Consider the following 24,695-nt stretch of genomic DNA (forward strand, 5'->3'; position numbering starts at 1 on the left):
CATTTTGACAGGCAATCAGATAGTCACAAATTCATGAGGGTTCATTCCCTCGATCGGAATCGGCTTGGTCAGCTTCATCAGCCCCATGCGGGAGATCGGCTGCGTCAGCAGAGTTTCCAGCGCCTGCATCCCTTCCGCCCGGCTGATCAGCCCGAGACCGATTGCACTCAGTCTGTCAAACTCTTCAGAAATGTGATTGTCAGCCCGCTCCCAATAACCCCAGTTCATCACTTTGACCGGACATGACAGCCGTCCGGAAAGCTCATGGGCAAATGCGTCTTTAAATGCGCACCCCGCCGCATAATGACTTTGATTCGGATTCTTAATATATGAAATAACCGAAGAGAAAAAGAGAATAAAGTCCAAAGACTCTTTCGCAAATACTTCGGCAATGTTGACGGAAATATCCACTTTCGCCGCAAGACCGGCGTGAAACTGTGATTCTTCCATATCTTTTACGCTTTCATTCGCAAATACCATCGCTGAATGAACGACGCCGCTGATGGTGCCGTATGTGTTTTTAATCTGTTCATAGGCGCGCTGAAGCGATGGAAGATCAGAAGCATCTGCGGCTATATATTCGGGAGCCGGGCCTGATGGCCGGTACCGGTCTATTTTTTGGCGTATCCGGCTGTCCAGCGGCCGCCTCCCGATCCAGACGACTCGGGCTTTATACGTCGTCACTATATAATCTGTCCAAACCTCGCCGATGCCTCCCGCACCGCCGATGATGACATATACGCCTCCATAGCGGTAAGGAACACTTTCAGACGGCCCGCTTTGGACCGGAAGCAATTGAGGCCTGTACCATTCCTGATGTCTGCGCACCCATGCTTTACCCGTACGGTCGCGGGGCAGGCTGAATATGTCTTCTGCGGGGAAATCCCCCCCGTCTTCAAGATCGGCCAGACGGATGTGCCAGCTCGGATGCTCTTTAGCGAGAGACCCGACGAAACCGTGCACACTGGAATGAGCGGGACGCACCTCATCATATTGGGTGATAGGCTGTGCTTGGTGCGTAATCACCGTCATCCCGAGCTGCTCTTTTCCATATCCGAGACCGATAAGAGCTTTGGCCGCTCTGAAAATTTGCAGCACCCCGCTTTTTTGATCATGGCTGTCAGAATCAGCCGGCTGAGGGGCAAACCAGATCATATGCTGAATCTCACCGAGACGGCGGAGCCGATCAGATATCACTTCAACGGAAGCACTTTGGCCGATATCAAATCGCACAGCTTTAGGAAACAATCGTAAAACCGCGTCCGCCTGCCCGTCTGTACCGCCTATGATGACAGCTTTTGCTTCAGAAATGGGGAAGCCGGTTTGGTTGTCTATCGGTTCCGCGTCCCATACCTGCATCAGTTTGACGGCTCCGGTAAGGTTACCCGGCAGATCGTATTGCTTATTATCGGTTACGACCGGCGCACTTTCGGCCATCCGGGCAGAAAATCCTTTTATCCTTACACACACATTGCCGCGTTCATCACATATATCAATGTCCATTCTTCGCACGGCCGGTGTTTCATGCGTCACAAACACGGCCGCCCACATGTTTGGACTGCACGGATGAAAAACGGTCAGTTCATGTAATTCAAAAGGCATTAACGGCTGCTCCGGATAACCCGCTTGATCTTCATTCATAACGCCGATGGCCGCCTGAAAAGCGGAATCAATCAGACTCGGATGGAGCACAAACTGTTCGGCTTCATCAGAAACGGAAGCAGGGAGCACCAATTTAGCCAAGGCTTCTTTTTCCCCGCAATAAATGTGATCAATTCCTTGATGTGAAGGTCCGTATACAATTTCCGCCTTTGCAAACGCCGCATAGCAGTCTTCTTTTGACAGCACTTTTTTGCGGCAGCGCGCTTTCAGCTGTTCAATATGCAAAAACGGCGCCTCAGACAGCGGCTCAATCACAGCACTGCCTTCACAATAAATGTCTGAATCATTTTCATTGCTGTACACTTGAAATGAAACATTGCCGTTATCCTCCAAGGAAAGCCCTGTCGTCATACCCAGCGGCTCTTTTTTATGAACGGCCTGGCGTATCCAGCTGATATACCGCAGCGAAATGCCGGTTTTAGCCGTGTATTCAGCGGCTAACGGCGCGGCAGCCAGTTCAGCCGCGGCTCTCGCCATTTCAAGATAAGCCGCCCCGGGGAGAACACGCTTGTTTCGGACGATATGATCGGCTAAGAAGAATTCATCTCCGTTCAGTATCGTACTGAATTTTTGTTCTAACAAATCTGATGTATTGCGGTGAAGCAGCGGGTGAAGCCTGCTTTCTGTATTTACGGAAGTGACGGGATGATCGGTCTCCGGTATCCAATATCGTTCCTTTGCAAACGGATACGTCGGCAGACTCATCCTGCGCGGTTTCTCCTCCCGATACAGCCGCGTCCAGTCTACCTCAAATCCTTTTGACCACAGCTCCGCAAGTTTTTTGTAAGTGCCGCTGTCCATCCATTTTCGGATCAGCTCCTCCGTATCCTGATCATCGTTCAGGAAACCCCTGATTTCCGTTCCGCTATCAGACCGCCCTTGAAAGCTGCCGTCAATCTGCCGTTTTCGTTCTGTAAATTCAGTTAATTTCCTGATCAGGTCCGCTTGATCGTTCACTAAAAAAACAAGCCGTTCTTCCATTGCCAGCCGTCCCGTTTGCAGCGTATACGCCAGTGACCGCAGGGAAAAAGATTCATCAGGCTGCTTATCTAAGCCGGACTGGCCGAAAAGACCGGAAAGAATATCCTTATGTTTCTCATCGTTTGTAAGACATTCTGCTAAAGTCCGGACGGAAGTATGCTGTATGAGATCAGTCATGTCTATTGCCAGCCCGTATTGATCCGTCATCAGCTCAGAAAACTGTGTCAGCTGCATGACATCCAAGCCGAATTCCTTCCAATCCTGTTCATCATCTACCGAGCCGGACTCTACATGCAGAACATCCGCTAGAACACTGCGCAACGCATTTTCCAGCTGATTTTGCATTGTAACTCTTTTGTCATGAAGCGGCCCGCTTCCTTTAAGCGCTTTATCTTTGAGAAACATCAGCAGCCGGGCAGCGTATTCTTTCAGCCGCTCCGGATTTTTCGCTGATAGAGGCACGATATACGGTCTCTCTTGATTCTCCGTAATGCCGGGGTTTTTGGGCCTGTACTCTTCTAAAATGAGATGAACGTTTGAACCCGTCGCCCCGAATGAACTGATGCCTGCGCGTCTCGGACAGGAATGTTCACGGCCGTTCTCTGTATACACCGGCTTTTTCCATGACTCGGTTTTTTGCTGCACGTAAAATGGCGAGTCCTCTAAACGGAGATACGGATTAATCGTCTCTGAGTGCAAAGAAGGGACAAGCGTTTTGTGAAACAGCTGCAAAACCGTTTTATGAAGCCCGCTGATCCCGGCGGCTGATTCCGCATGTCCGATATTCGATTTAACGGAACCGATCGCACAAAATTGCCGATCCTCCGTAAACGTGCGGTAAGCTTTAACAAGACCTTGTATTTCAATCGGATCTCCTAAAGAAGTTCCGGTTCCGTGCGCTTCCACATAAGAAATCGTCCGGGGATCGATCCCAGTCTTTTCAAGGCATTCAGCTATCATATCCCCCTGCGCCACGGGGCTCGGCACGGTAATCCCGCTGACGGTTCCCACGTGATTGACGGCGCTGCCTTTTATCACCGCATAAATATGATCCTTATCTTCTTCGGCTTTGTGGAGCGGCTTCAGCAGCACGGCCCCGATGCCGTCAGCTGAGACATAGCCTGTGCCGCCTTCGCCGAACGTGCGGCACAGCCCGTCACTCGAATGCATATCCATTAAGCCGTATGTGATATATTTTGTCGGGTGCAATGATAAATTGACGCCTCCGGCAAGAGCTGCTTCACATTCACCGCGTCTCAGACTTTCCGCCGCCATATGGACGGCCGTCAAAGATGACGAACACACCGTGTCAACCGCCATGCTCGGCCCGTGAAAATTGCAAAAATATGAAACCCGGTTTGCGATCGGCGCATAGTTCAAGGGATAAGGAAAGACCAGCCCTTTGGCCGCAGCTTCAGCGCCGGCGAGAGAATAATCCATATGCATCACCCCGGCAAACACACCGACGTTCATTCTCTTATTCGGCCCTTTCGGCTGAACGATTGTTTCCGGGGTGTAGCCCGCATCCTCAATCGTTTCCCAGCATGTTTCCAAAAACAATCGTTCTTGCGGATCTTTAGCTTCTGCCTCCCGCGGAGAAATCCGGAAAAATTTCGCATCAAAACAATCCGGATCGTCTATAAAACCGCCCCATTTGGAAATCGGCTTGCCGGACGGCGATCGCAAATGCTCATATTTCCTCGTATCCCAGCGGGAACGAGGCACTTCCGTTACGCTGTTTTCTCCATTTTTTAAATTTGTCCAAAATTCACGAAGATTTTTGGCGCCGGGGTACCGTCCCGCCATCCCGACGATCGCAATATCTCCATTCTGCGTTCCGGCTGATGCCGACTTTTTCACGCGGATTTGGGTCGTCCTCTTTTTTTCCCGGGGCAAAGGCTCAGCACTTGAATGTCCGCTTTGAGCATGGCCGAAACCGGCTCCGTAATGTTCGCACAAATACCCCGCCAATTCCGTGATTGTCGTGTATTCAAATAACAGCGTCGGCAGAAGCTGCGTTCCGATTTTTCGTTCAATTTCCTTCACCATGTCCAACAGCCCCGGAGAATCCAGCCCCATTTCATAGTAGCCGATATTCGGGTCAATCTCTTTCACAGGTTTGTTCAATCGGGCGGCAAGCAATTCTTTTAAATAAAGGATGCACTGTTCAGTAAGGCCGGCGGAAGCCTCCGCACGGCGGGGCTCAGAAGGCGCCGGTTCCGCTTGCGGAGCCGGGACGGCATTCCGCCCGTCAGGTTCTTTCTTTTGCCGTTTCTGATTGATCAGTTCCGGGTCCCTCACCAGTTTATTGGCGAAGTTTTTCAGTTCGCCGACTTTTCTGCCTTCCTCATTGAAAAACTCCATTGTCACGTAAACGAGATCTTTCTTACGGGTGACGGATTCTTTTTTTATCTTGGTGATACATGTTGTCTGCAGCAATTCGGCGCAATAAAACGATTCATAAAACAGCGGCAGAAATAATTGCCCCTCCTCCCTCGTCAAAGGAGCGAGATATACATTGGAGCCGATGCTGCTCGCATCTATCAATGCGGGATGAAACATCGCCTCTTCTGCATGTTCCAGCTGATCCTTTTGCACCGACAGATCAATATAAATCTCTTTTTCAGTTTGGTAGACGCTTCCGCAGCCTTTCATCATTCCTGAATGAACCAGTTCTTGATCCCTGCATTCCGCGTAAATGTCCTCAAGCGGTATTTCTGCCGCCGTTTGTTTTACGGCATCCATCCGGACGCTCTCTTGGAAGCCGGCGGGCTTGACGGAATGCATTTGCGCCGCGGCATATACCTTTGTCTCTGCTGCTTCGTCACCTTGTTTTTGCCCTTTCACCTCCACCTTCCACTGCTCTTCGCCGTTCTCTGTACAGTCAACGGAAAGCAGGATTGATTCTCCCTGTTCAGGAGCTAAAGGGTGAAAAATCGATAAGTGCCTGAGTTCAAGGCCGGCATGAAAAAAACCGTTTTCTCTGAAAGTCTGATAGATCAGGTCAATATAAGCCAGACCCGGCAGCAGTTCCTTTCCATAGGCTTTATGATGTTTCAGAACGGGATGCTGATTGTTAATAAGAAGCTGCTCTTGCATATGAACTTCCTCCATATCGACGTTCAATTTTCAGCGCAATCAGTAAGTCTTCATTTGTTTCCAAAACGTATTCGGGCGGGACTTATGTGCTTTTTCATGCAGGCTTTCGGCTTTGTCCGGACGAATGGGCCGGCGTTTTAATTCCTGTCTCGGCAAAGGCTTTCTGACCGGGGTATACGCCTCTTGCTCCCAGGCTTCCACTATGACATGGGCATTCGTCCCTCCGTCAGCGAAGCTGCTGACGGCGGCAATCCGCGGTGAATCCGTCCATTCACGCAGCGCGTGCGAAAAATAAAACGGCGAGGCGGACAGATCGTAATGCGTCATCGGCTCTTTGCCGGAAAGGAAAGGCACACGTTTTCGGCGCGAGAGCATAAGCACTGTTTTAATGAAACCGGCAATCCCTTCAGCACATAACGGGTGTCCGATATTCGGCTTCATCGACCCCAATTCGCAAGGCGCGCTGTTTTGCATACGGTATACCGCTTCAATCGCCCTCAGCTCCAAAAGATCCGTTACTTCAGAGCCAGAACCGTTTGCTTCAATGTAGCTGATATCCTCCGCTTTTCTGCCGCTTTTGGCAAGCGCCTTGGCCATCACTTCTTTCTGCGCCTGTATATTCGGTGTGGCAGGCCCCGCGGTTCTGCCGTCATTGTTTACGGAAATGCCTTTAATGACCGCATGAATCCGGTCCCCGTCTTTTACAGCCTGGGCCGCTGTTTTTAAATACACCATTCCGACGCCTTCTCCCAATACGATGCCGCCGGTGCGGCGGTCAAAAATATGAAACGCAGGCTCTTCACTTAACAAATTGCGGAGTTCGAACATCCGGTGGGTTTGACCGGATTCCAGCAGACTGACTCCCCCGACCACCGCTGAGTCGATTTCACCGCAAGAAAGCGCCTGTATCGCCATATTCATACCGACAAGCGCTGAAGAACAGGCCGTATCCAAAACAAGACTCGGCCCCTTCAAATCAAAGAACTGAGAAAGATTGGCCGCTAAGTAATTCGGGCCGGCGGCGACTATCGGATTTTTTGCATGCTTCAGACGGTTTTCGTCAGGCATACTGCCCCCGCGTCCTCCTAAATAGACACCGGCTGACCTGCCTTTCATTTCTTGTAAAGAGTAACCGCTGTCTCTGAACAGATGAAGCGCCTCTTCTAATAAAAGAAAGGACTGGATATCCATTGCCTTGATGTCTTCTTCGGGAATAAGGAAAAACTCCGGGTCAAAATGCGTTACATTTTTTAAAAGGCCCGCATAATCCGCCTTCTCCGTTTTCCAGCGCTCTTTCGGCACCCTTTGAATGGCTGACGTTCCTTCAGACAGCAGCTTCCAATAAGCTTCAATTGATTCAGCTCCCGGAAAACGGCAGGACATTCCGACAACAGCGATATCTTGCGCCGCTGCACCGCCAGAAGGCTGAATGACAGCGGCTGCCGTTTGTTTGGGAACGTCCGGGATTACAGGCTGAACCGGTTTTGAAACGGCAGCTTTGATTTCCGGATATGCTGTTTCAAGCCATCCGGCCAGCGCAGCAACCGTAGGGTATTCATACAGCACCGCCGGGTCAAGGTCAGCTTTGATCCTCTTTCCGATCGCTCTGGACACTTGGGCAAGCATGATGGAATCGGCTCCGTAATCTTGAAACGGTGTATCAGATTCAAATCTTGACGGCTCCAGTCTTAATTCCCGGCAGCAAATGCCCGTCAGCCACTCCTCAACGCTTTCTGTATCGGCCTGTTCCTGCTTCTTTGTTTCGGTAAGGCCGGATGAAAGCAGCAGACGGCCAGGCTCCCATTTTTCCGGGTGAATGACGGCCGGCATAATAACAGATCCGCAATCGCCTGCCATGATGGCATCAAACAGGCTCAGCCCTTCTCTGTCAGCGATGCTCTTTAAACCGCTTTTCAGATAGGCCCGGCTTTTTGATTCGCCCATACCCGTTTCTTTCCAGCTCGGCCATTGGATGCTCAGCACCGGAAAACCTTTTGCGGCCGCAAAATAATCCATATAGGCGTTAGCCATGGCATAATCGCTTTGTCCCGCTCCTAATTCCGGCATCACGCCGGACACTGAAGAAAACAGCGCAAAAAACCGGAGAGGCTCCTTGTGCAGCGCTTGATACAAAAGGTCCAGTCCGTCTGTTTTAGGCTCAACCACGGGCATCATCTGTTCTCTTGTTTTGCGGATAAAGGCCGGATGATCGAGATCTACGGCTCCCGCTGCGTGTAACACGCCTCCTATCGGCCCCATTTGATCTTTCACCCGGCTGACGGCCTGCTCATATTCAGGGCCGGAAGATACAGACAGCACTTCCGTTCGGACACCTTTTTGTTCGAGCTCTCTGATTCTTCTCACTTTATCGGAAAACGGGGAATTCCGTTTGACATGATCATCCCACTCCGCTTTCGGAGGCATTGTTTCTTTTCCGGTAAGCACGAGTTTCGTGACTCCGTATCGTTCGGCAAAATGCCGGGCGAATAAATATCCGAGTCCCCGGGTCCCTCCGGTGATCCAGAGCACATGGTCTTTCGGAAATGAAAATTCTTTTTCAGCTAAGCTGTTTGTTTCCTTTAACCGCGCGTGATAGCGCACACCGTTTCGGTAACACACTTCGATGTCTTCAGAATCGCGAAAAAACTCCTCTGCGATCTGGTTTGCCAGCTCAGGATCTTCGGCAGTCTGTTCTGCATCCATATGCCGCGAGCGAATATTCTTATACTCACTTTGGAGCATCCGATACAATCCGGCCTTTTTTGCACCTGAGAGATTTATCGTTTCATTTGCAAAAGGTTCAAGCCCTTTTGTCACACAAAGCAGCTGAAGCTTTCGGCCGCGGTTTCTGTTGTCAATGAGAGACTGCAGATGATGAATCCAGCCGTCATCATGATTGATTTCCGTTCCGCATCCGGTCACATCAATCAGACCGCCAAACCGGCCCGCGTCCCCGGATATTTCCGGTGATGCAGCGTCAATGATTTCAGACTCGGGGAAATAACGGGACAGCTCAACGGCCAAATTTCCTGTCTGGTGATCGGCGGCTATTCCGATGACGCCCCGCACTTCCTTAACCGGAACACTGCTGCTTTCTGCCCAGCTTTTCTGTAAAAAGCGGGTTTCACGAAATGTTTCAGAATGTGTTTCAGCACCGCCAACATTGTCAGGCGCTGCATCGTCCGGCCAATACCGATCCTTTATAAATGGATAACCGGGAAGGCTGATGCGGTGCGGCAGGCTGCCGTTATAAAGCTCTGACCAATCAATCTTCAGCCCTTTTACCCAAAGTTCCAGAAGCTTCGTGAATTTTTTTCTTTTCATCCATTTACGGACGGCTTCCTGCATATCTTCATCCTTAAAAACGGCTAGAATGTCTTTATACTGTTTGCTTTTCCCCCTGAAGCAGCCGTCTGTCCCGCCGTCAATAAAACGCTGCAGTTTTTCCGCTAACTGCTCTGTCGACGTCACGATAAATGCCGCACGTTCTTCCATCGCTTCTCTTCCGGTTTGAAGGGTGTAAGCCGCATCCCGGAGGCTGCGGTCTGTGACGTCATTTTTTCTGATCGCTTGAAGAAGCTGCTGCGCCCGCTGCTTCAGGCTGGCCTCCTGTTTGGCGGATAATAAAATGACTGCGGGATCTTCATCTGTGAATGGCTCAGAAATCTCCCTATCAGGTTCAATATATTCTTCTATCAATATGTGGGCATTTGCCCCGCCCGCGCCAAAAGAAGAGATTCCCGCGATTCTCGAAATCTCCTTTTGCGCTCCGTTTTCCTCAATGACCGGCCGCTTCCAGTCTGCCAATTCACGCTGCACCACAAACGGCGTCCGGTCAAATGCAATATTCGGATTCAATTTTCGGCAATGTAATGAGGGGGCAAGCTTTCGTTTTTGAAACTGGAGCAGCAGTTTCGTTACACCGGCAATGCCTGCCGCCGCTTCCAAATGCCCGATATTGGATTTAACTGAGCTGATGGCGCAAAAGCCTTTATCTGACGTTTTCGTTTGAAATGCGCGGGTCAAACCGTCAATTTCGATCGGATCTCCGAGTTCAGTGCCCGTGCCGTGGGCTTCGATACAGCTGATCATCCGCGGATGTATTCCTGATTTTTCAAGCGCGCCGGAAATCACGTCAGCCTGGGCGCTCGGACTCGGCACTGTATACCCGTTTGTTCTGCCGCCGTGATTGATATGAGTGCCGCGAATCACCCCGTAAATACGGTCCTTATCAGCTATCGCTTTTGACAGCGGCTTTAACAGCACGGCCCCGACGCCTTCCCCGGGAACAAATCCGTCCCCGCCTTCACCGAAACTTTTACACGTTCCGTCTTTTGAAAGCATTCGATAGGCGCTGAGCTCCGCATAAGCCGAAGGATGCGTATACACATTCACACCGCCGGCAATCGCCATGTCGCATTCGCCGCGAAGGATGTTTTCACACGCTTCATGAATTGCAGTCAGCGAAGACGAGCACATCGTGTCGACCGGCATGCTCGGCCCTTTCAGATTAAGAAAATAGGAAACTCTGTTGGCCGCTGAACTGAACGACGTTTTCGGCTGCAGGGTGCCGCCGTTTTTCCAGTACATTCCGTACCCGTTTTTCGTAATGCCCGCAAAAACGCCGACCCGGCCGTTATACAGATTCTCAAGCTGTTCCTTCGTATAACCGGCATCCTCCATCACCTGCCAGCACATTTCAATAAAGAGACGCTCCTGCGGGTCCATATTCAAAGCATCACGGGGTGAAATTTGAAAAAACAGCGGATCAAAGAAAGCGGCATCTTTCAGAAACCCGCCCCGCTTACTGTAACTTTTCCCTTCTTTCACGGCCGCTTCGGGATCAGGGTTGTAGTACTTGTCCTTTTCCCAGCGCTCTTCGGGAATTTCCGTCACACAGTCTTTTCCGGCTGCTAAGTTATCCCAGTACGCTTCAAGTGTTTCAGCTTGCGGATAACGTCCGCTGACTCCGATAATCGCAATCCTTTCTTTTGTCTGGTTCTCATTGGAAAAAGAAGGCCGTTTCTTTCGCTTGATAAACGACGGAAGCACCGGAAAATCTTCATTTGCCAAAACCTGTTCTGATACGCCTGAACGGTGCTCATCATCATTTGTCCATTTTCGGCATTCTTTTGGATAATCCGTGACAAAGTGAGCTGCCAGGGAGCCCAGTGTCTTATATTCGTAAAAAACCGTTTTGGAAAGGTCACCGAAAAGCAGAGACAATTCGCGGTTCAATTTCGTCACAGTGACTGAGTCGATTCCGTAGGTTTCCAGCGGCTCTTCAGTATCTATGTTGGAAACAGCAATTTTTGTAGTCAGGGCAAAAAGCGTTTTGAGCTGAAGAAGCGTTTGTTCATACAAACGTTCACTGCGGTGTTCGGCATTGATTTTTCCGGAAGCGCCCGTCTTGATGACAGGCTGCAGCTTCAACCCCGACAGGGAAGCCCATATTTTTCCTTCTCCGTCACATAAATCAATATAAAAGCTCCCCGCCTTCTCTTGTATCTCGGCCCATACCTTGTCAGGACAAGATTCATAAAACAAAAGCTCGTCCAATGAAACCGGGGCGAGCGTTTTATATTCTTTGCCGCCAAGCAGCGCGCATGCCTTTGTCACACTTTGCATCACACAGGGAGGGAGGCCGAATCGGGCGGATTCTTTTTGGTTTGTCAATGGGATTGATATATCTGCCAGCATCCGTCCTGCTGAGGCGTAAATACGCTCAATTCCTTTCATGTGCTCACTGTATTGAACGGTATCGTTCTGAGTGATGGCTACAATTTGCTGCTGATCCATCAGGAAGCCGCTGTTTTCCTTCAAGCGGCTGATATCCAGCATGCCGGGCGCAGCATCAACTGGCTGAATCGTCCCTTGGCTGTACACATCATGATAACTGTAATCGGAAGAAAATGGATTATAAATCTCAAACCTTTTGGCTTCACCCTTTTCGGGTATCAGCCTGATTTCGATATGGAACGGCTCAGCCTCAGTCAGAATGGGCTTTGACCACACGATATGTGTCAGCCGGACAGCCTCAGTCTCCTTTACTGTCAAAACAGCCGCAGCTCTCGCCATTTCCAAAAGAAGTTCTCCGGGCATAAGCTTTTTACGCTGTAAAGAAACATCAGCGAGAAAAAATTCCCGGCCGCTGAAAGCTGCCGAGAATCCCAGTCCCGTTTCATCGGAAATATGCTGCTGAGCAAGCGGATGAAGGGAATCCGCTTGGCGAAGTCCCATCCGCATATCATAATCGCGCAAAATGCCGATCGCATCCTGTTTTGTCATTTTTTTATTTTTGACGTCAGAAAAAACCCGGTGCAGAAACTCTTTCATATGGTTTCCTCCATTACGCTAATCCCTGTAAAAACCGATCGTTCTTTTTACAGCGGCTTCTATGCTTATTTCGTTTCTCTCCAATTCATCAAGCAGGCGCTCATAAGTCTCAAACGGGGGCATATCAGTCTCGTAAGTCTCCCGGTGCCTTATATGCTGCGCTCTGTGCGGTATCCAGCAATGTGTTTTCGCAAAAGGATAGACGGGCAGGCTGACTTTTTTTGGCCTTTCGTCCGGATATAATTTATTCCAGTCGACATGTAAACCTTGCACCCATAATTTTGCAAGCATTGCATACTTTCCTGCTTCCATCCATTGATCTACGGTCCCGCTCATTTCTGCGTTGTCCGTCATCTCTGTAAACAGCTGTTTCATCGCTTTGTTCCGGCCTGTAAAGAAATTCTGCCCCGTCTCCTTGCCGCTGAGGAAATCATTCAGCGCGTTCGTAAGCTCTTCTTTTGTTTCAGCAATGACGGCAAGGCGCTCTTCCATTTCATCCCGGCCAAGCTGAAGCGTATAAGCGATACCCGCAAGAGCTCCGTCAGCTGAATGTGACTTTTCCAAATATCTGCGCAGCTGTTCCGCACGTTCCTTCAGCTGTTCCGCCGTCTTTGCCGAGAGAATGAATAAGGACGGCTGAAGTTCACCGGCCGTCCATTGTTTCTCTTCAACAGGAGAAACATATTCTTCGAGCACGACATGAGCATTGACACCGCCAAATCCGAACGAGCTGACACCCGCTCTCCGCGGCAGTTCATTTCCGCTATCATCAGTCGCCGCTTTCCACGGCTGAGTGTCGCGGACGAAATAAAACGGGCTGCCGTCGAGGCTGATATACGGATTAACGGTTTCACAATGCAGACTTTTAATGAGCGTTTTGTGCTGCATCTGCAAAATAATTTTTAAAAGCCCGGCCATGCCGGCGGCAAGCTCTGTGTGGCCGATATTCGTTTTGACGGAACCGAGGCCGCAATGAGGCTGATCGGGCGCCGTTACTCCGGCTTTCTGATAAAGCGCTGCAAAAGCCGCTTTGAGTCCGTTGATTTCTATCGGATCTCCGAGCGCCGTTCCCGTGCCGTGAGCTTCAATATAACTCACTGTACGGGGGTCGATGTTCGCTTGCTGATACGCTTTTATCATGACTTCTGTCTGTGCTTTCGGATTCGGCGATGTAAGGGAAGCCGCCCGTCCGCCATGATTTTCCGCCGTTCCGCGAATAACGGCATAAATACGGTCGCCGTCACGTTCCGCAGCGGATAATGTTTTCAAAACAATCATGCCGGCACCTTCAGCTCTGACATACCCGTCCGCTTGATCGGAAAATGTTTTGCAGCGCCCGTCTTCACTGAGCATTCCCGCTTTATTAAAGCTGATATGCATATCCGGCGACACAATGGCATTGACGCCTCCTGCAATCGCGATGCCGCAGTCTCCGGCCTGAATTGCCCTGACCGCACGGTGAACAGCGACCAATGAGCTTGAACAGGCGGTTTCAATCGGTTCGCTCGGCCCATGTATATTCAGAAAATAGCTCATGCGGTTCGGACCGATTGACGGAACCGTTCCGGCGGCGGAAGAACCCTCAATCTCTATATGGAACTTTGAAGCTTCCTGGGCGTAACCGCTGTTTGTCGTGCCTGCAAAAATGCCTGTATTTGTACCTGACAGGCTTTTGGCAGAGCAGCCGGCATCTTCAATCGCTTTCCATACATGCATCATTAAAAGTCTTTGCTGAGGATCCATCATTTCGGCTTCATGCGGAGAAATACCGAAAAATAAAGGATCAAATTGAGCGGTTTCATCAATGAAGCCGCCCCACTTTACATTGCTCGCATTTTTATCTTTCTGCGGATCTCCGTAATACTGTCTCCAGTCCCAGCGCTCCGGCGGTATTTCAGAAATGCAGTCCTTTTCTCCGGCTAAATTCTCCCAAAACATTTCCGGATTTTCAGCCATTGGAAATGCACAGCTGATTCCGATTATCGCCACGGGCTCAGGTGCAGCTGCGGTTTTTGTTTTAGGAAGGCGGGACGGAATCGAGAATGGCTCCGTCTTCATTTTTTTACGCACAACCGGTTTCTCCGTTTCTGTTTCTGCCTGTGGGCCGAATGTATCCGGATGTTCCGTCAGCAAGTATTGGGCAAAACTAAAGACTGTCGGGTATTCAAAAAACACGGCCGGTGTCAGTTCAAGCCCATACGTTTTATTTAGTTCATTTGCAAACTGCGTGAATGAAACCGAATCAAAGCCATAATCTCTCATCTCTGATTCAGCATCTATCTCGTCTTCTTTCACCTTCAGAATGCCTGATATCATATGTTTGAGTTCTGCTTGTACTTTATTCGGCAGATGGACGGGCGTCTTCGTTGAAACATGAATGCTACGGGACGGTTCCGGCGTTTCAGGCATCAGGTTTTTTCGAATCCGTTTTTCGTCGCCTTCTGCCACCATGACCTGGTGTTCTCCGGAGGCAAAAGCGGCGTAAAGCGCTTGGATGCCTGACGCCGATCGCATGGCTTTCATTCCGGTCTGTTCGTACATCAGCCGTTCGGTCTCTTTGTCCACGCGCATACCTCCTTCTTCCCAAAGCGGCCAGTTGACGGAGAGGGTCTTCCCGCTCCGCTCGTTGTCCCGCACGAGACGGTTCCGGCGGGCTGCATAAACATCCATAAATGCGTTGGCTGCCGCATAACCGGCCTGCCCCGGATTTCCCATGCCTCCCGCCAAGGAAGAAAACAGAATGAAAAAGTCCAGCCGCACATCTTTCGCTGCTTCATCAAGATTGATAAGCCCTTTCACCTTCGGCGCCATGACGGTCTTCCGTTCGTTTTCTGTCTGGTTCAGAATGTAATTGTCGGCGATCACGCCGGCGCCGTGAATGATCCCGTCGAGTGTTCTGTGCTCCTCCTGTATGCCGCGGACGAGGGCGGTGACCGCCGCCCTGTCTGTCACGTCTACCGGTTGATACAATACGCGGGCGCCTGATGCTTCCAAGCGCCGTAAGCGGGCGGAGCGGTCTTCATCAAGCGCTTCCGCCCTCCCCGTTAATACGAGGACGGCGTTTTTGACGCGGGAGGCTATTTCTTCAGCGAAAATCAGGCCGATGCCGCCCGCTCCCCCGGTGAGGAGGTAAACCCCTTCGTCTTTCCACGGAACGGCGCCGCTTTGAGGCGGCAGATGACGCCAGTTTCTGACGAGACGTTTGCCGTCTTCATAACGGATTTCCGCTTGTTCAGGATGGGCCCGGTTTTCTTTCAGCTTGGCAAGAAGCGATGATGCTGACTCGTCCGGATCGGCTTGGATGACTTGGCCGTACAGCTTCGGATGTTCAAGGTGAGCCGTTTTCAGAAAAGCGGCCAGCCCCGCCAATACATTGTCTTCCCCCCTGTCGGGGACAAGAAGCTGGATCAGCGTTTTTCCCTTCTGTTTTTCTCTGATAAGACGCGTGACGATCGCTGACAGCTCCGCCGCGCAGGCGTCATAACGGTCTTCAATCGGTCCTTCGCCGTCAGCCGCACATACGGCGCCGCTTATGTCCTCAGCATTCATTCCGCCATACAGCGTCACGTATCTGAAAGACGCTTCTTGTCCGCCTCCCTCACCCGGCGGTGATTCCTGCCACTTTGGCTGAAGCAAGAGCGGTTTTTCCTCCGTGTCCTCTTCCAGAAAACGGGCGGTGAGTCCCGTCAATCGGACACATACCGCGCCGTTTTCGTCACACAGCTCAATATGATAGGCGCCTTCCGCTGAGGAAAGCACCGCCCACATCGTCTCCCGGCACGCAGAAAACACCTGCATATCCTGCAGGGCAAACGGCAGAAACGGCCGTCCGGACGCGGAACCGTCTGAGAGCACAAGACCGATAGAAGCCTGAAGGGCGGCGTCCAGCATGCTTGGATGCAGGATGAACGGCTCCTTTTCTTCGCGGGCGGACGGCGGAAGAGTGAGCTTCGCGAGCACTTCTCCGTTTCCGGCATAGACGGCGTCAAGCGCCTGATGCGACGGTCCGTAGGTGATGCCGAGGCTGTCGAACGCTTCATAACACTCAGCCTTTGACATGCGCCGGCCGCCGCAGCGCGCCTGAACCGCTTCCACATCGAGAACAGGAGCACGCTCCGTCTCTTCGAACACGGCCTTTCCCTGGAAAAAGACAAGCGGCTCTTCCCCTTCGGCATACGCTTCAAAAGCGATGTCTCCGTTTTCTTCCGGCTGAAGCTTTACATGAAGCGTCACTCCTTCAGAAAGCGCCGTCACCGGCCGGAGCCAAACAATCTGTTTGAGCCGGACACCCGTTTTCCCGCCGGGCAAGTCTTCAGCGGCAAGTGTAACGGCGGCCCGGGCCATTTCTAAAGCAGCTGCGCCCGGAAGCACCGGTTTTCCATTGACGATATGATCGGCAAAAAACGGTTCATGCCCTGAAAAAACAGAAGTAAAACGCTGGGCGGTAAAGGTCGATGTATTCGCGTGGAGCAGCGGGTGAAGTCTGGCTGCTTTCTCACTTTCCGCTGAGCCTGTTTTGTCAAGTGACACATCAGCTTTTGTCACCCAATATCGGTCTTTGGCAAAAGGGTAGGCCGGGAGACTGATACGGCCCGGGTTGCGCTGATAAAGAGCTGACCAATCGACGTCAAGTCCTTTAACCCAAAGGTCAAGCAGCTTTCCGTATTTCCCTTTTTTCAGCCAGGCATTTATGGTAAGCGCCATATCTTCATCAGAAGTGAGCGAAGCCGCCAATGAATGATGTTTGGCTGTCCTGCCCCGCCAGATATGAGCATGGTCGATATTATGATCGTTTGAGAAACTCATAAGCTTCATTTTCAGTTCTTCTATCGACTCGGCCGTAAATGCAAGCCGCTCAGCCATCGGTTCTCTTCCCGCCTGAAGCGTGTAAGCGATCTTGGCCAAATCCCCGTCAGAACGTTTTTTTCTTATGAGATCATCCAGAAGCTGGCGGGCGCGCTCTGTCAATTGCTGCTCATTTCGCGCTGATAAAATAATAACAGCCGGTTTTTGCGGAGAAACAGCTGCGGTTTCCATTGGTTTCAGGCTGTCAGACGGCACATATTCCTGAATGATGACATGCGCGTTTGAACCTCCTGCTCCAAACGAGGAAATGCCGGCAATTCTCGGATATTCCTTCATTTCACCCGTGATATTCAAGACAGGTCGTTTCCATTCCGTTTCTTTTTGCTGTACGAAAAACGGAGTGTGCTCAAACTCAATATTCGGATTCAATTCCGCCGCATGCAATGAAGGGGCAATCCTCTTATGTTTCAATTGCAAAAGCAGTTTGGTGATCCCCGCAATCCCGGCAGCGCTTTCTAAATGTCCGATATTTGATTTAATGGAACCGATGGAACAAAACTGCCGGTCTTCTGTTGTCAGGCGAAAAGCTTTCGTTAACCCGTCGATTTCAATCGGATCACCGAGCGCAGTGCCCGTTCCGTGGGCTTCCAAGTAACTGACCGTTCTCGGGTGAATGTCTGTCCGTTTCAACGTCTCTGCGATCAGATCAAACTGCGCTTTCGGATTCGGCACCATGTAAGCGTTTGTCCTGCCTGCTGCGTTCAGCATGCTTCCTTTGATAACGCCGTAAATATGATCGCCGTCTTTCTCCGCTTGAGCAAGCGGCTTTAACACAATCGCCCCTACTCCTTCACCGTCAACAAAACCGTCCGCACTGTCTCCGAAAGATTTGCATTTATCACCGGGAGACAGCATTGAAAAAGCGGACAGCCGCTCATAGTGGGCCGGATCAACGATAAGATTGACTCCGCCGGCAATCGCTGTTTCACTCATTCCGCTCCGCAGGCTTTCTGCGGCGAGATGGACAGCTGTTAAAGAAGAAGAGCATGCTGTATCCACAGCCATACTCGGCCCTTGGAAGTTGAACAAAAACGATACTCTGTTTGCGATAGACCAGTCGCTGGGGACTGTCGGGTAATTGCTGTTCATCACACCGACAAAGACTCCGATTTTCCGGCTGTCACAAAGCGCGGCCGGGGTGTACCCCGCATCTTCAATGCTTGAATAAGCAGTCTGCAGAAACAACCTTTCCTGCGGATCCATCCTTTCAGCTTCCGCGGGAGATATACGGAAAAACAGCGGATCAAATGTATCAATGTCATCGAGAAAACCGCCCCATTTTGAATAAATGGACCCCCATTTTCCGCGTTCCTCGTTATAAAACGTTTTCCAGTCCCAGCGATCTTTCGGCACTTCAGTAATAGAATGCCTGCCGGCTTTTACATTTTCCCACAGCTCATCAACGTGATCGGCGCCCGGATACCGGCCTGACAGACCGATGACAGCGATATCCTGGATATAGGGATCTCCGTTCGTCCTGCTGCCTTCCTCGTTTTGAGGAATCTTGTTTTGTTTTTCATTCAGGTTATCTGTGTGATCAGACAGCTGCTCCTCACGCACACCCATCGCTTTCATAAATGCTCCCCGCTGAGAAAGAAGCAGGTAATCCGCGATTTCTTCTATCGTCTGATATTCAAAAAAGAGGGTGCTGGTCATTTGGTCAAACACGTTACGAAAGGCATTTGTGAGCCTGACGACCAGAATAGAATCCAAACCGTATGCGGTTAAGGAAACCGACGGATCCATTCTCCCGCTCGGAATCTTCAGCGTTTTTCCTATTAATTCCGTCAGATATGTGATGCCCCGTTCTCTTACGTTTGGAATCGGCGCGACGCTTTCTGCGGGAGCCTGCACCCGTCCGGTGTTTTCGGGATGAGCCCGTCCATTCCCGAATTGCCGCTCGAGCGCTTCTTTACGGGAAGACAGAAAGTAATCAGCAAGCTCATCAATGGTTTGATATTCAAAAAACAAAGTGCTGCTGACAGAACCGAAGACGTCTTTTAACGCGTTGGTCAGTCTGACGACCAGTATGGAATCCAATCCGTATGCGGTTAAAGGTTCATGGGATAAAAGACGATGCGCCGGCACTTTAAGCGCTTCACCGATTACCTTCTTCATCAGTTCAACGCTTTTTTCTCTCAGGCTGAAATGCAAAGTATCATCCGAAAGACCATCTGCGTCATACGGACTGCGCTCCGGCTTCTCTTCTGACGCCTGCGGGAGGGCAAGCCTGACCGTTCCGTCACTTTCAGCCGCTATAATCTGCTGGCCTAAGTCGTGTGCGGCTTCAGCTGGAAACAGAGGATGGACGAACCCTTCAAGCGAAAGCGCTTCCGCCCAGCCGGCCGGCTCAACCCCCGGACAGCCCGGAATCCGTAAATCATGATCCTCATACAGCCACCAGCCTTCAAGAAGGCCGAACGTCACATGGTTGAATATGGTGCGGCTGTTGATCTCATTTATAAACAGCTGGCCGTTTTTTTGCAGCATTGCTTTCGCATGGCGCAGCGCAGAGCGGATATTTTTTGTCGCATGAAGCACATTGGTCGCGATCACTGCGTCATACGTGCCGATGTCCGGCGCTTCTGTTGATACCGGCTGCTCAGCGTTGAATATTTTATAAGTGACATAAGGATATTCCGGACCGAATATGTCTTCCGCATGTAAAAGAAATGCTTTAGAAATATCCGTGAAACAATATTCGGCAATATGCGCTTCATACGGTTTCAATTTTCTCATGACCGCGGCGCTCGTCCCGCCCGTTCCGGCTCCGATTTCTAAGATGCGGATTTTCGCCTGCGGGTCTTTTTCCAGACGTTCCCGCAGAACTGCAATCAATGTGTCAGCAAGCTTGTCATTGAAAAAATCAGAAATGATATTATTGCGGTAAATGCCTTCCACAAGACGGAAGGAGGAGTCAGGGAACATCACTTCCGTTGCCGGAAGCTTACCGGTTAAAATGTCTGGAAGCACACGCAATGTCTCTTCTGCCAATCTGACATGCGCCCTCATGTCTTTCTGGCGCAGCCAAGTCTCTTTTTTCCGCTCCCATTCCTCCCACACCTGCCCTAAATCCGTTTTTTCCGGAGCAAGCGCTAATGTATTCAGGAGGACAAAGCTCTCTTTCAGCCATCTGCTGTATTGTTCCGTTATGCCGGCAGCCGATTGAAATAACGGCAAAGCCTGATCAAGCCCGGCTCCCATCTCATAAAGGGTTGATACAAGCATTTTTTCAATAAGGGACTCCATCTCTCTCATGCAGCTCATGACACTTGATGCTTTTAACCGCTCAGCTTCGTCATTCTGCGTGATGTTAACCGCTAATTGTCCGAGTGCGGAAGGAATCTTTTCCGGATAAACCGTTACTTGTTCTTTCAAATCGTCCTTCATAAAAAGCGGATCTGTCGTTTTAATCAGCGCCAGCTGGTCATGAGGTCCGGAAAGCAGGGTTTCCAGCGTTTTCATCGCTTCGGGCGCCTCAATAGAAGCGATTCCGTCCCGCTCCATCCGTTTCCGGTATTGTTCTGAAGCGACAACGCCGACACTTCCCCAAAAGCCCCAATTGACAACTTTTACGGCATACGGCGCTTTTTGTGAGATCCGCTTAGCAAAAGCGTCTTTAAACGTGCACCCGGCGGCATAATTGCTCTGTCCCGGCGCTTTTTGAAACGACATCATCGAAGAGAAAAACAGCAAGAAATCCAGGGGCTCCCCTTCAGCTACCCGGGCAATCTGCAAGCTCACATCAGTTTTTGCAGAAAGTGAAGCGCGGAACTGATCCTCTTCCATATTGGCAAAACTTCGGTCTGATAACACGATGGCGGAATGAATGATTCCGCGGACCTTTCCATTTTCCTTCACAATGGTGTCATACGCCCGTTTGAGAGAGTCATAATCCGCGGCATCCGCGCTGAAATATTGCGGTGCGGGACCTAAAGCTGCAAGTCTTTTCAGCTTTCTTTCAATCTGTGTATCTTTTTTCCGTCTCCCGATCCAGACAATTTTCGCCTGATAGGTCTGAATCATATATTCAGTCCATACTTCTCCTATTCCGCCTGCTCCGCCGATAATCACATAAACCCCGCCGTGCCGGTATAATGAAGGCTCATCTGCATGAGGCCGGCAGACGGCCAATTGCTGTCGGTGCCACTGACCTGCGCGAAAGACCCACGGATTTCCCTCGGGGTCCGCCGGTAAAGAGAAGACATGGGGAAGATGCCGGTCTCCCCTTTGAGATTCCAAATCAAGAAGCCGGATGCTCCAATTGGTGTATTCTTTTGCGAGCGACCCCGCTAATCCGTGTATGCTTGCATGACTCGGATTGACCTCATCATGTTCATGAATCGGCTGTGCTTGAAACGTGCAGATTGTCAATGATAGTTGTTCCGTGTCAAAATTCAGAAACAGAAGCGCTTTTATCAGCCGGAAAAGCTGCATGACCCCGTGCTCCTGTCCCTCGGCCGTATCCGCATCATAAACGGATGGAATGGGATGATCCGGCGCCGCCCATATCATGTGTTGAAAAGAACCTTGCGCTTTCAATGTTTCAGCCATTTGTTCCGCGCTGTCCAAAGAAGTGATGTCCGGAAAACGGACATCGGAATACATCTCTTTCAAAGCCTGCTGAACATCCGGCCCGGCCCCGATGACGATTATTTTTTCTTCACGCATGAAAGACATGTCGGTTTCCGGAATGGTGACGGTGTTCCAAACCGGTGTCATAAGCAATTCCGTTTCACGGCTTTTCTTCGGCGTGACGCCGGCTTTTTGGTTAAACCCGGCGCTTTCCTGCACCTCTTTTATGATAAAATCTTTCACTGCCGCCAACAGCACGCCGCGCTCATCACAAATATGCAGATCAAATTGGTGAACGGAGGCCGCTTTTACCTCCGCATGCACAAATACGGTTTTCGCTAACGGTTCAAGCAGCTGTATTTCTCCGAAGGAAAACGGTACGATAAGCGCAGGCTCTTTTTGAAATTGCAGCACATGCGCCATTGCAGTTTGAACAGCGCCATCCATTAAGGACGGATGTAGGATGTACTGTTTAAAATCGGCTTCCAAGTGTGACGGGAGCGTTAATTTGGCCAGTGCTTTCCTTTCTGTATAAGAGAATTCGCGGATGACCTGAAAACTGTCCTTTTGCACGATTCCCGCCTCAGAGAACGAGTGATAGATGTCTTTCGGCTCCGTTCTCTGCGCAAATGGCGCCGGGAGCTGAAAAGCCGGGGCCTCAAAAGACGCTCCTTTTTCTTTACAAATCACTTCTCCTTGCGAAAAGAGGATGCCGTCCGCTCCTTTTTCTTTAATGACATAGCTTATACGCTCTTTTTCCGCTTCAAACTCTATCATGACGGATCTTAGGTCTGTACCTGTCACAATCGGCTCCATGTACCACACACTTTGAAGAGAGACGACCGGGCGTTCTCCCCACAATCCCGCGCCGTATGCCGCCATTTCCAGATGACAGACTCCGGGAAGCACATATTTTTCGTTCACTAAATGATCTTTAAAGAAATATTCATCCTTGGAAAATATCTTTTGAAACATCCCTTTCCGGGCGGATGAAATATTCTCATCAAGCAGAGGATGCAGCGCTTCACGCCTTTTGGTATTTTGGGGCTTTTTTGTATACCGCTTTTTTTGATCGGTCAGCCAGGACGTTTCCTTTAAAAACGGGTACGTAGGAAGCGGAACTTTCTGATACGGCGTTTCCGGCTTTTTGCAACCTTGAAGACCTTTCACCCACAGCGCGGCAAATTTCTCAGGATCTGAAACGGATTGGCCTGAAACGTCCGGCCGCCCGGGTGACGCTTTTCCGAAGTAAATATGCCTTTCGTCTCTGTGACCGCTTACAAATCCGTCCAATCGCTGTTTCAGCTCAGAAAGGGATGATGCAATGACAGCAAGCCGGAAGGAGAAAGGCTCTCTGCCTGACAATAGGGTGGCAGCGATATTTTCCAGAGTGTATCCGCCGGCAGAAGACGGGTTTTCCAATCGGGTAAGAAAAGAGCTTAATTTCCCGGCATATTCTTTCAGCTGCTGTTCGGAATGTGCGCTTAATACGACAGCATGCGGTTTTTGCTCAGTATTCTTGTCCGCTTGCCGTTTTGGCTGATAAGCACCTACGATCAGATGGGCATTAGAGCCTCCTGCGCCGAATGAACTGATTGCGGCGATTCTCGGTTTATCTCCTTCAGCCGGCCACGGCCGGTTGTTTCGGACGACATAAAATGGCGAATCAGAAAAAGAAATCTTGCGGTTCAGTTCCGCGGAGTGCAGACTGGCGGGAAGCGTTTCATGTTTCATGCTTAAAAGCACCTTGATTAAACCGGCGATCCCTGCAGCCGCTTCCAAATGTCCGATATTGGATTTCACCGAGCCGATTCCGCAGTCATTTTTCTCATCGGTCTGTTTATCAAATGCCATAGACAGGCCGCGTATCTCAATCGGATCGCCGAGTGCCGTGCCGGTTCCGTGAGCTTCAATATAGCTGATATCCGCCGGACTTACCGCGGCTCTGTTTAGAGCGGATAAAATCAGGTCCCGGTGCGCTTCCGGATTCGGCACCGTATACCCGGTCGTTTTGCCGCCGTGATTAGTGGCGGACCCCTTAATGACACCGTAGATGTGGTCTTTGTCCGCAATCGCTTTTTTCAATGGTTTTAATAAAACGGCTCCCGCGCCTTCGCCGGGCACGTAACCGTCTCCGCCTTCACCGAAACTGCGGCATTTTCCTTCAGAAGACAGAAAATGCGATTGGCTTAAAAACATGTATTTTTGCGGATGTAAGCTGAGGTTGACGCCTCCGGCCAGCGCCATTTCACAGTCGCCTGACATAATGGCCTGACAAGCCTGATGGACGGCGACAAGCGATGAAGAACACGCCGTATCAACAGCGATGCTCGGGCCATGGAGATCAAGGAAATAAGAAACCCGGTTCGGAATGCCCCAATATAAGGAGCCGGGGCCTTTGTACTGATCTTTGAGGAAACCTTCTTCGTGTGCAATTAATGAATATTCATTCCAGGTCACTCCGGCGAATACACCGATTTGATCCGTCGGCCTCGCCGCCGGGTTCCCGTAACCGGCATCCTCCATCGCTTCCCAGCAGCACGTGACATACAATTTCTGCTGAGGGTCCATTAAATCAGCTTCCCACGGGGAAACAGAAAAAAACAGCGGGTCAAATTGATCCGGATGATCAATAAAACCCCCCCATTTACTGTATGACGCGTATTCTGCCGTTTTCTCTTCCGAGTAATAAGAGCTGTCCCATCTATCCTCTGGGATTTCGGAGACACAATCTTTATTTTCTATTAAATTGTTCCAAAAATCATGCTGGTTTTCTGCTTTCGGAAACATCCCGCTCATTCCGATAACCGCAATATCAGAGCTCCCGTCCGTTCCCGGTTCAGGCACCTTTTCAGCCGCCTGTACAGGAAGCAATTCTTCTTCCTGCCGGCTTCCCGTATCAGGCTCCGTTTCTTTGAATTCAAGAACGCTTTCGGGATTTCGTTTCTGCGCACTTAAAAACTCACTCAATTTCTCAATGTTCGGATATTCAAACAGCAGCGTTTCAGAAAGGCCGGTAAATTCTTTATGCAATATAGTCATGATTTCTTCACTGATGAGAGACGTCACGCCAAGAGTAAAAAAAGCGGTTTTATCTTCTGCTTCGGTCACCTCGGCACCCAGCTTTTGCGCTATTACCGTTCTTAAAAATTCGTTAATACATTTCATGAGGATAC

General features: G+C 50.5%; 3 protein-coding genes. All 3 read right to left on the reverse strand.

The genetic code is table 11. The features are described 5' to 3' along the window. Nucleotides 1–15 precede the first annotated feature (15 nt). From NYE50_RS13245 to NYE50_RS13255, 3 genes are read right to left on the reverse strand one after another with little or no spacing between them, the layout of a single operon-like run. A complete protein-coding gene (locus NYE50_RS13245) occupies nt 16–5,742 on the reverse strand; it encodes a type I polyketide synthase (protein WP_172869337.1) in 5,727 nt (1,908 codons plus the stop codon). A gap of 39 nt (nt 5,743–5,781) precedes the next feature. Beyond that, nucleotides 5,782–12,078 (reverse strand): type I polyketide synthase, encoded by a 6,297-nt coding sequence (locus NYE50_RS13250; RefSeq protein WP_224988936.1) that lies wholly within the window; start codon nt 12,076–12,078, stop codon nt 5,782–5,784. Nucleotides 12,079–12,096: 18 nt separating this feature from the next. Continuing rightward, entirely contained in the window at nt 12,097–24,687 is a 12,591-nt protein-coding gene (locus NYE50_RS13255; RefSeq protein ID WP_340765086.1) for a type I polyketide synthase, read from the reverse strand. Nucleotides 24,688–24,695: the final 8 nt, after the last annotated feature.

This window comes from Bacillus sp. EU55, from assembly GCF_038005925.1.
In the GTDB taxonomy this organism is placed as follows: Bacteria; Bacillota; Bacilli; order Bacillales; family Bacillaceae; genus Bacillus; species Bacillus velezensis.

Bases quoted from the DNA above. Each gene is read 5' to 3' on its own strand.
- NYE50_RS13255 (WP_340765086.1), bottom strand. From the start codon at position 24,687: ATGAAATGTATTAACGAATTTTTAAGAACGGTAATAGCGCAAAAGCTG.
- NYE50_RS13245 (WP_172869337.1), bottom strand. From the start codon at position 5,742: ATGCAAGAGCAGCTTCTTATTAACAATCAGCATCCCGTTCTGAAACAT.
- NYE50_RS13250 (WP_224988936.1), bottom strand. From the start codon at position 12,078: ATGAAAGAGTTTCTGCACCGGGTTTTTTCTGACGTCAAAAATAAAAAA.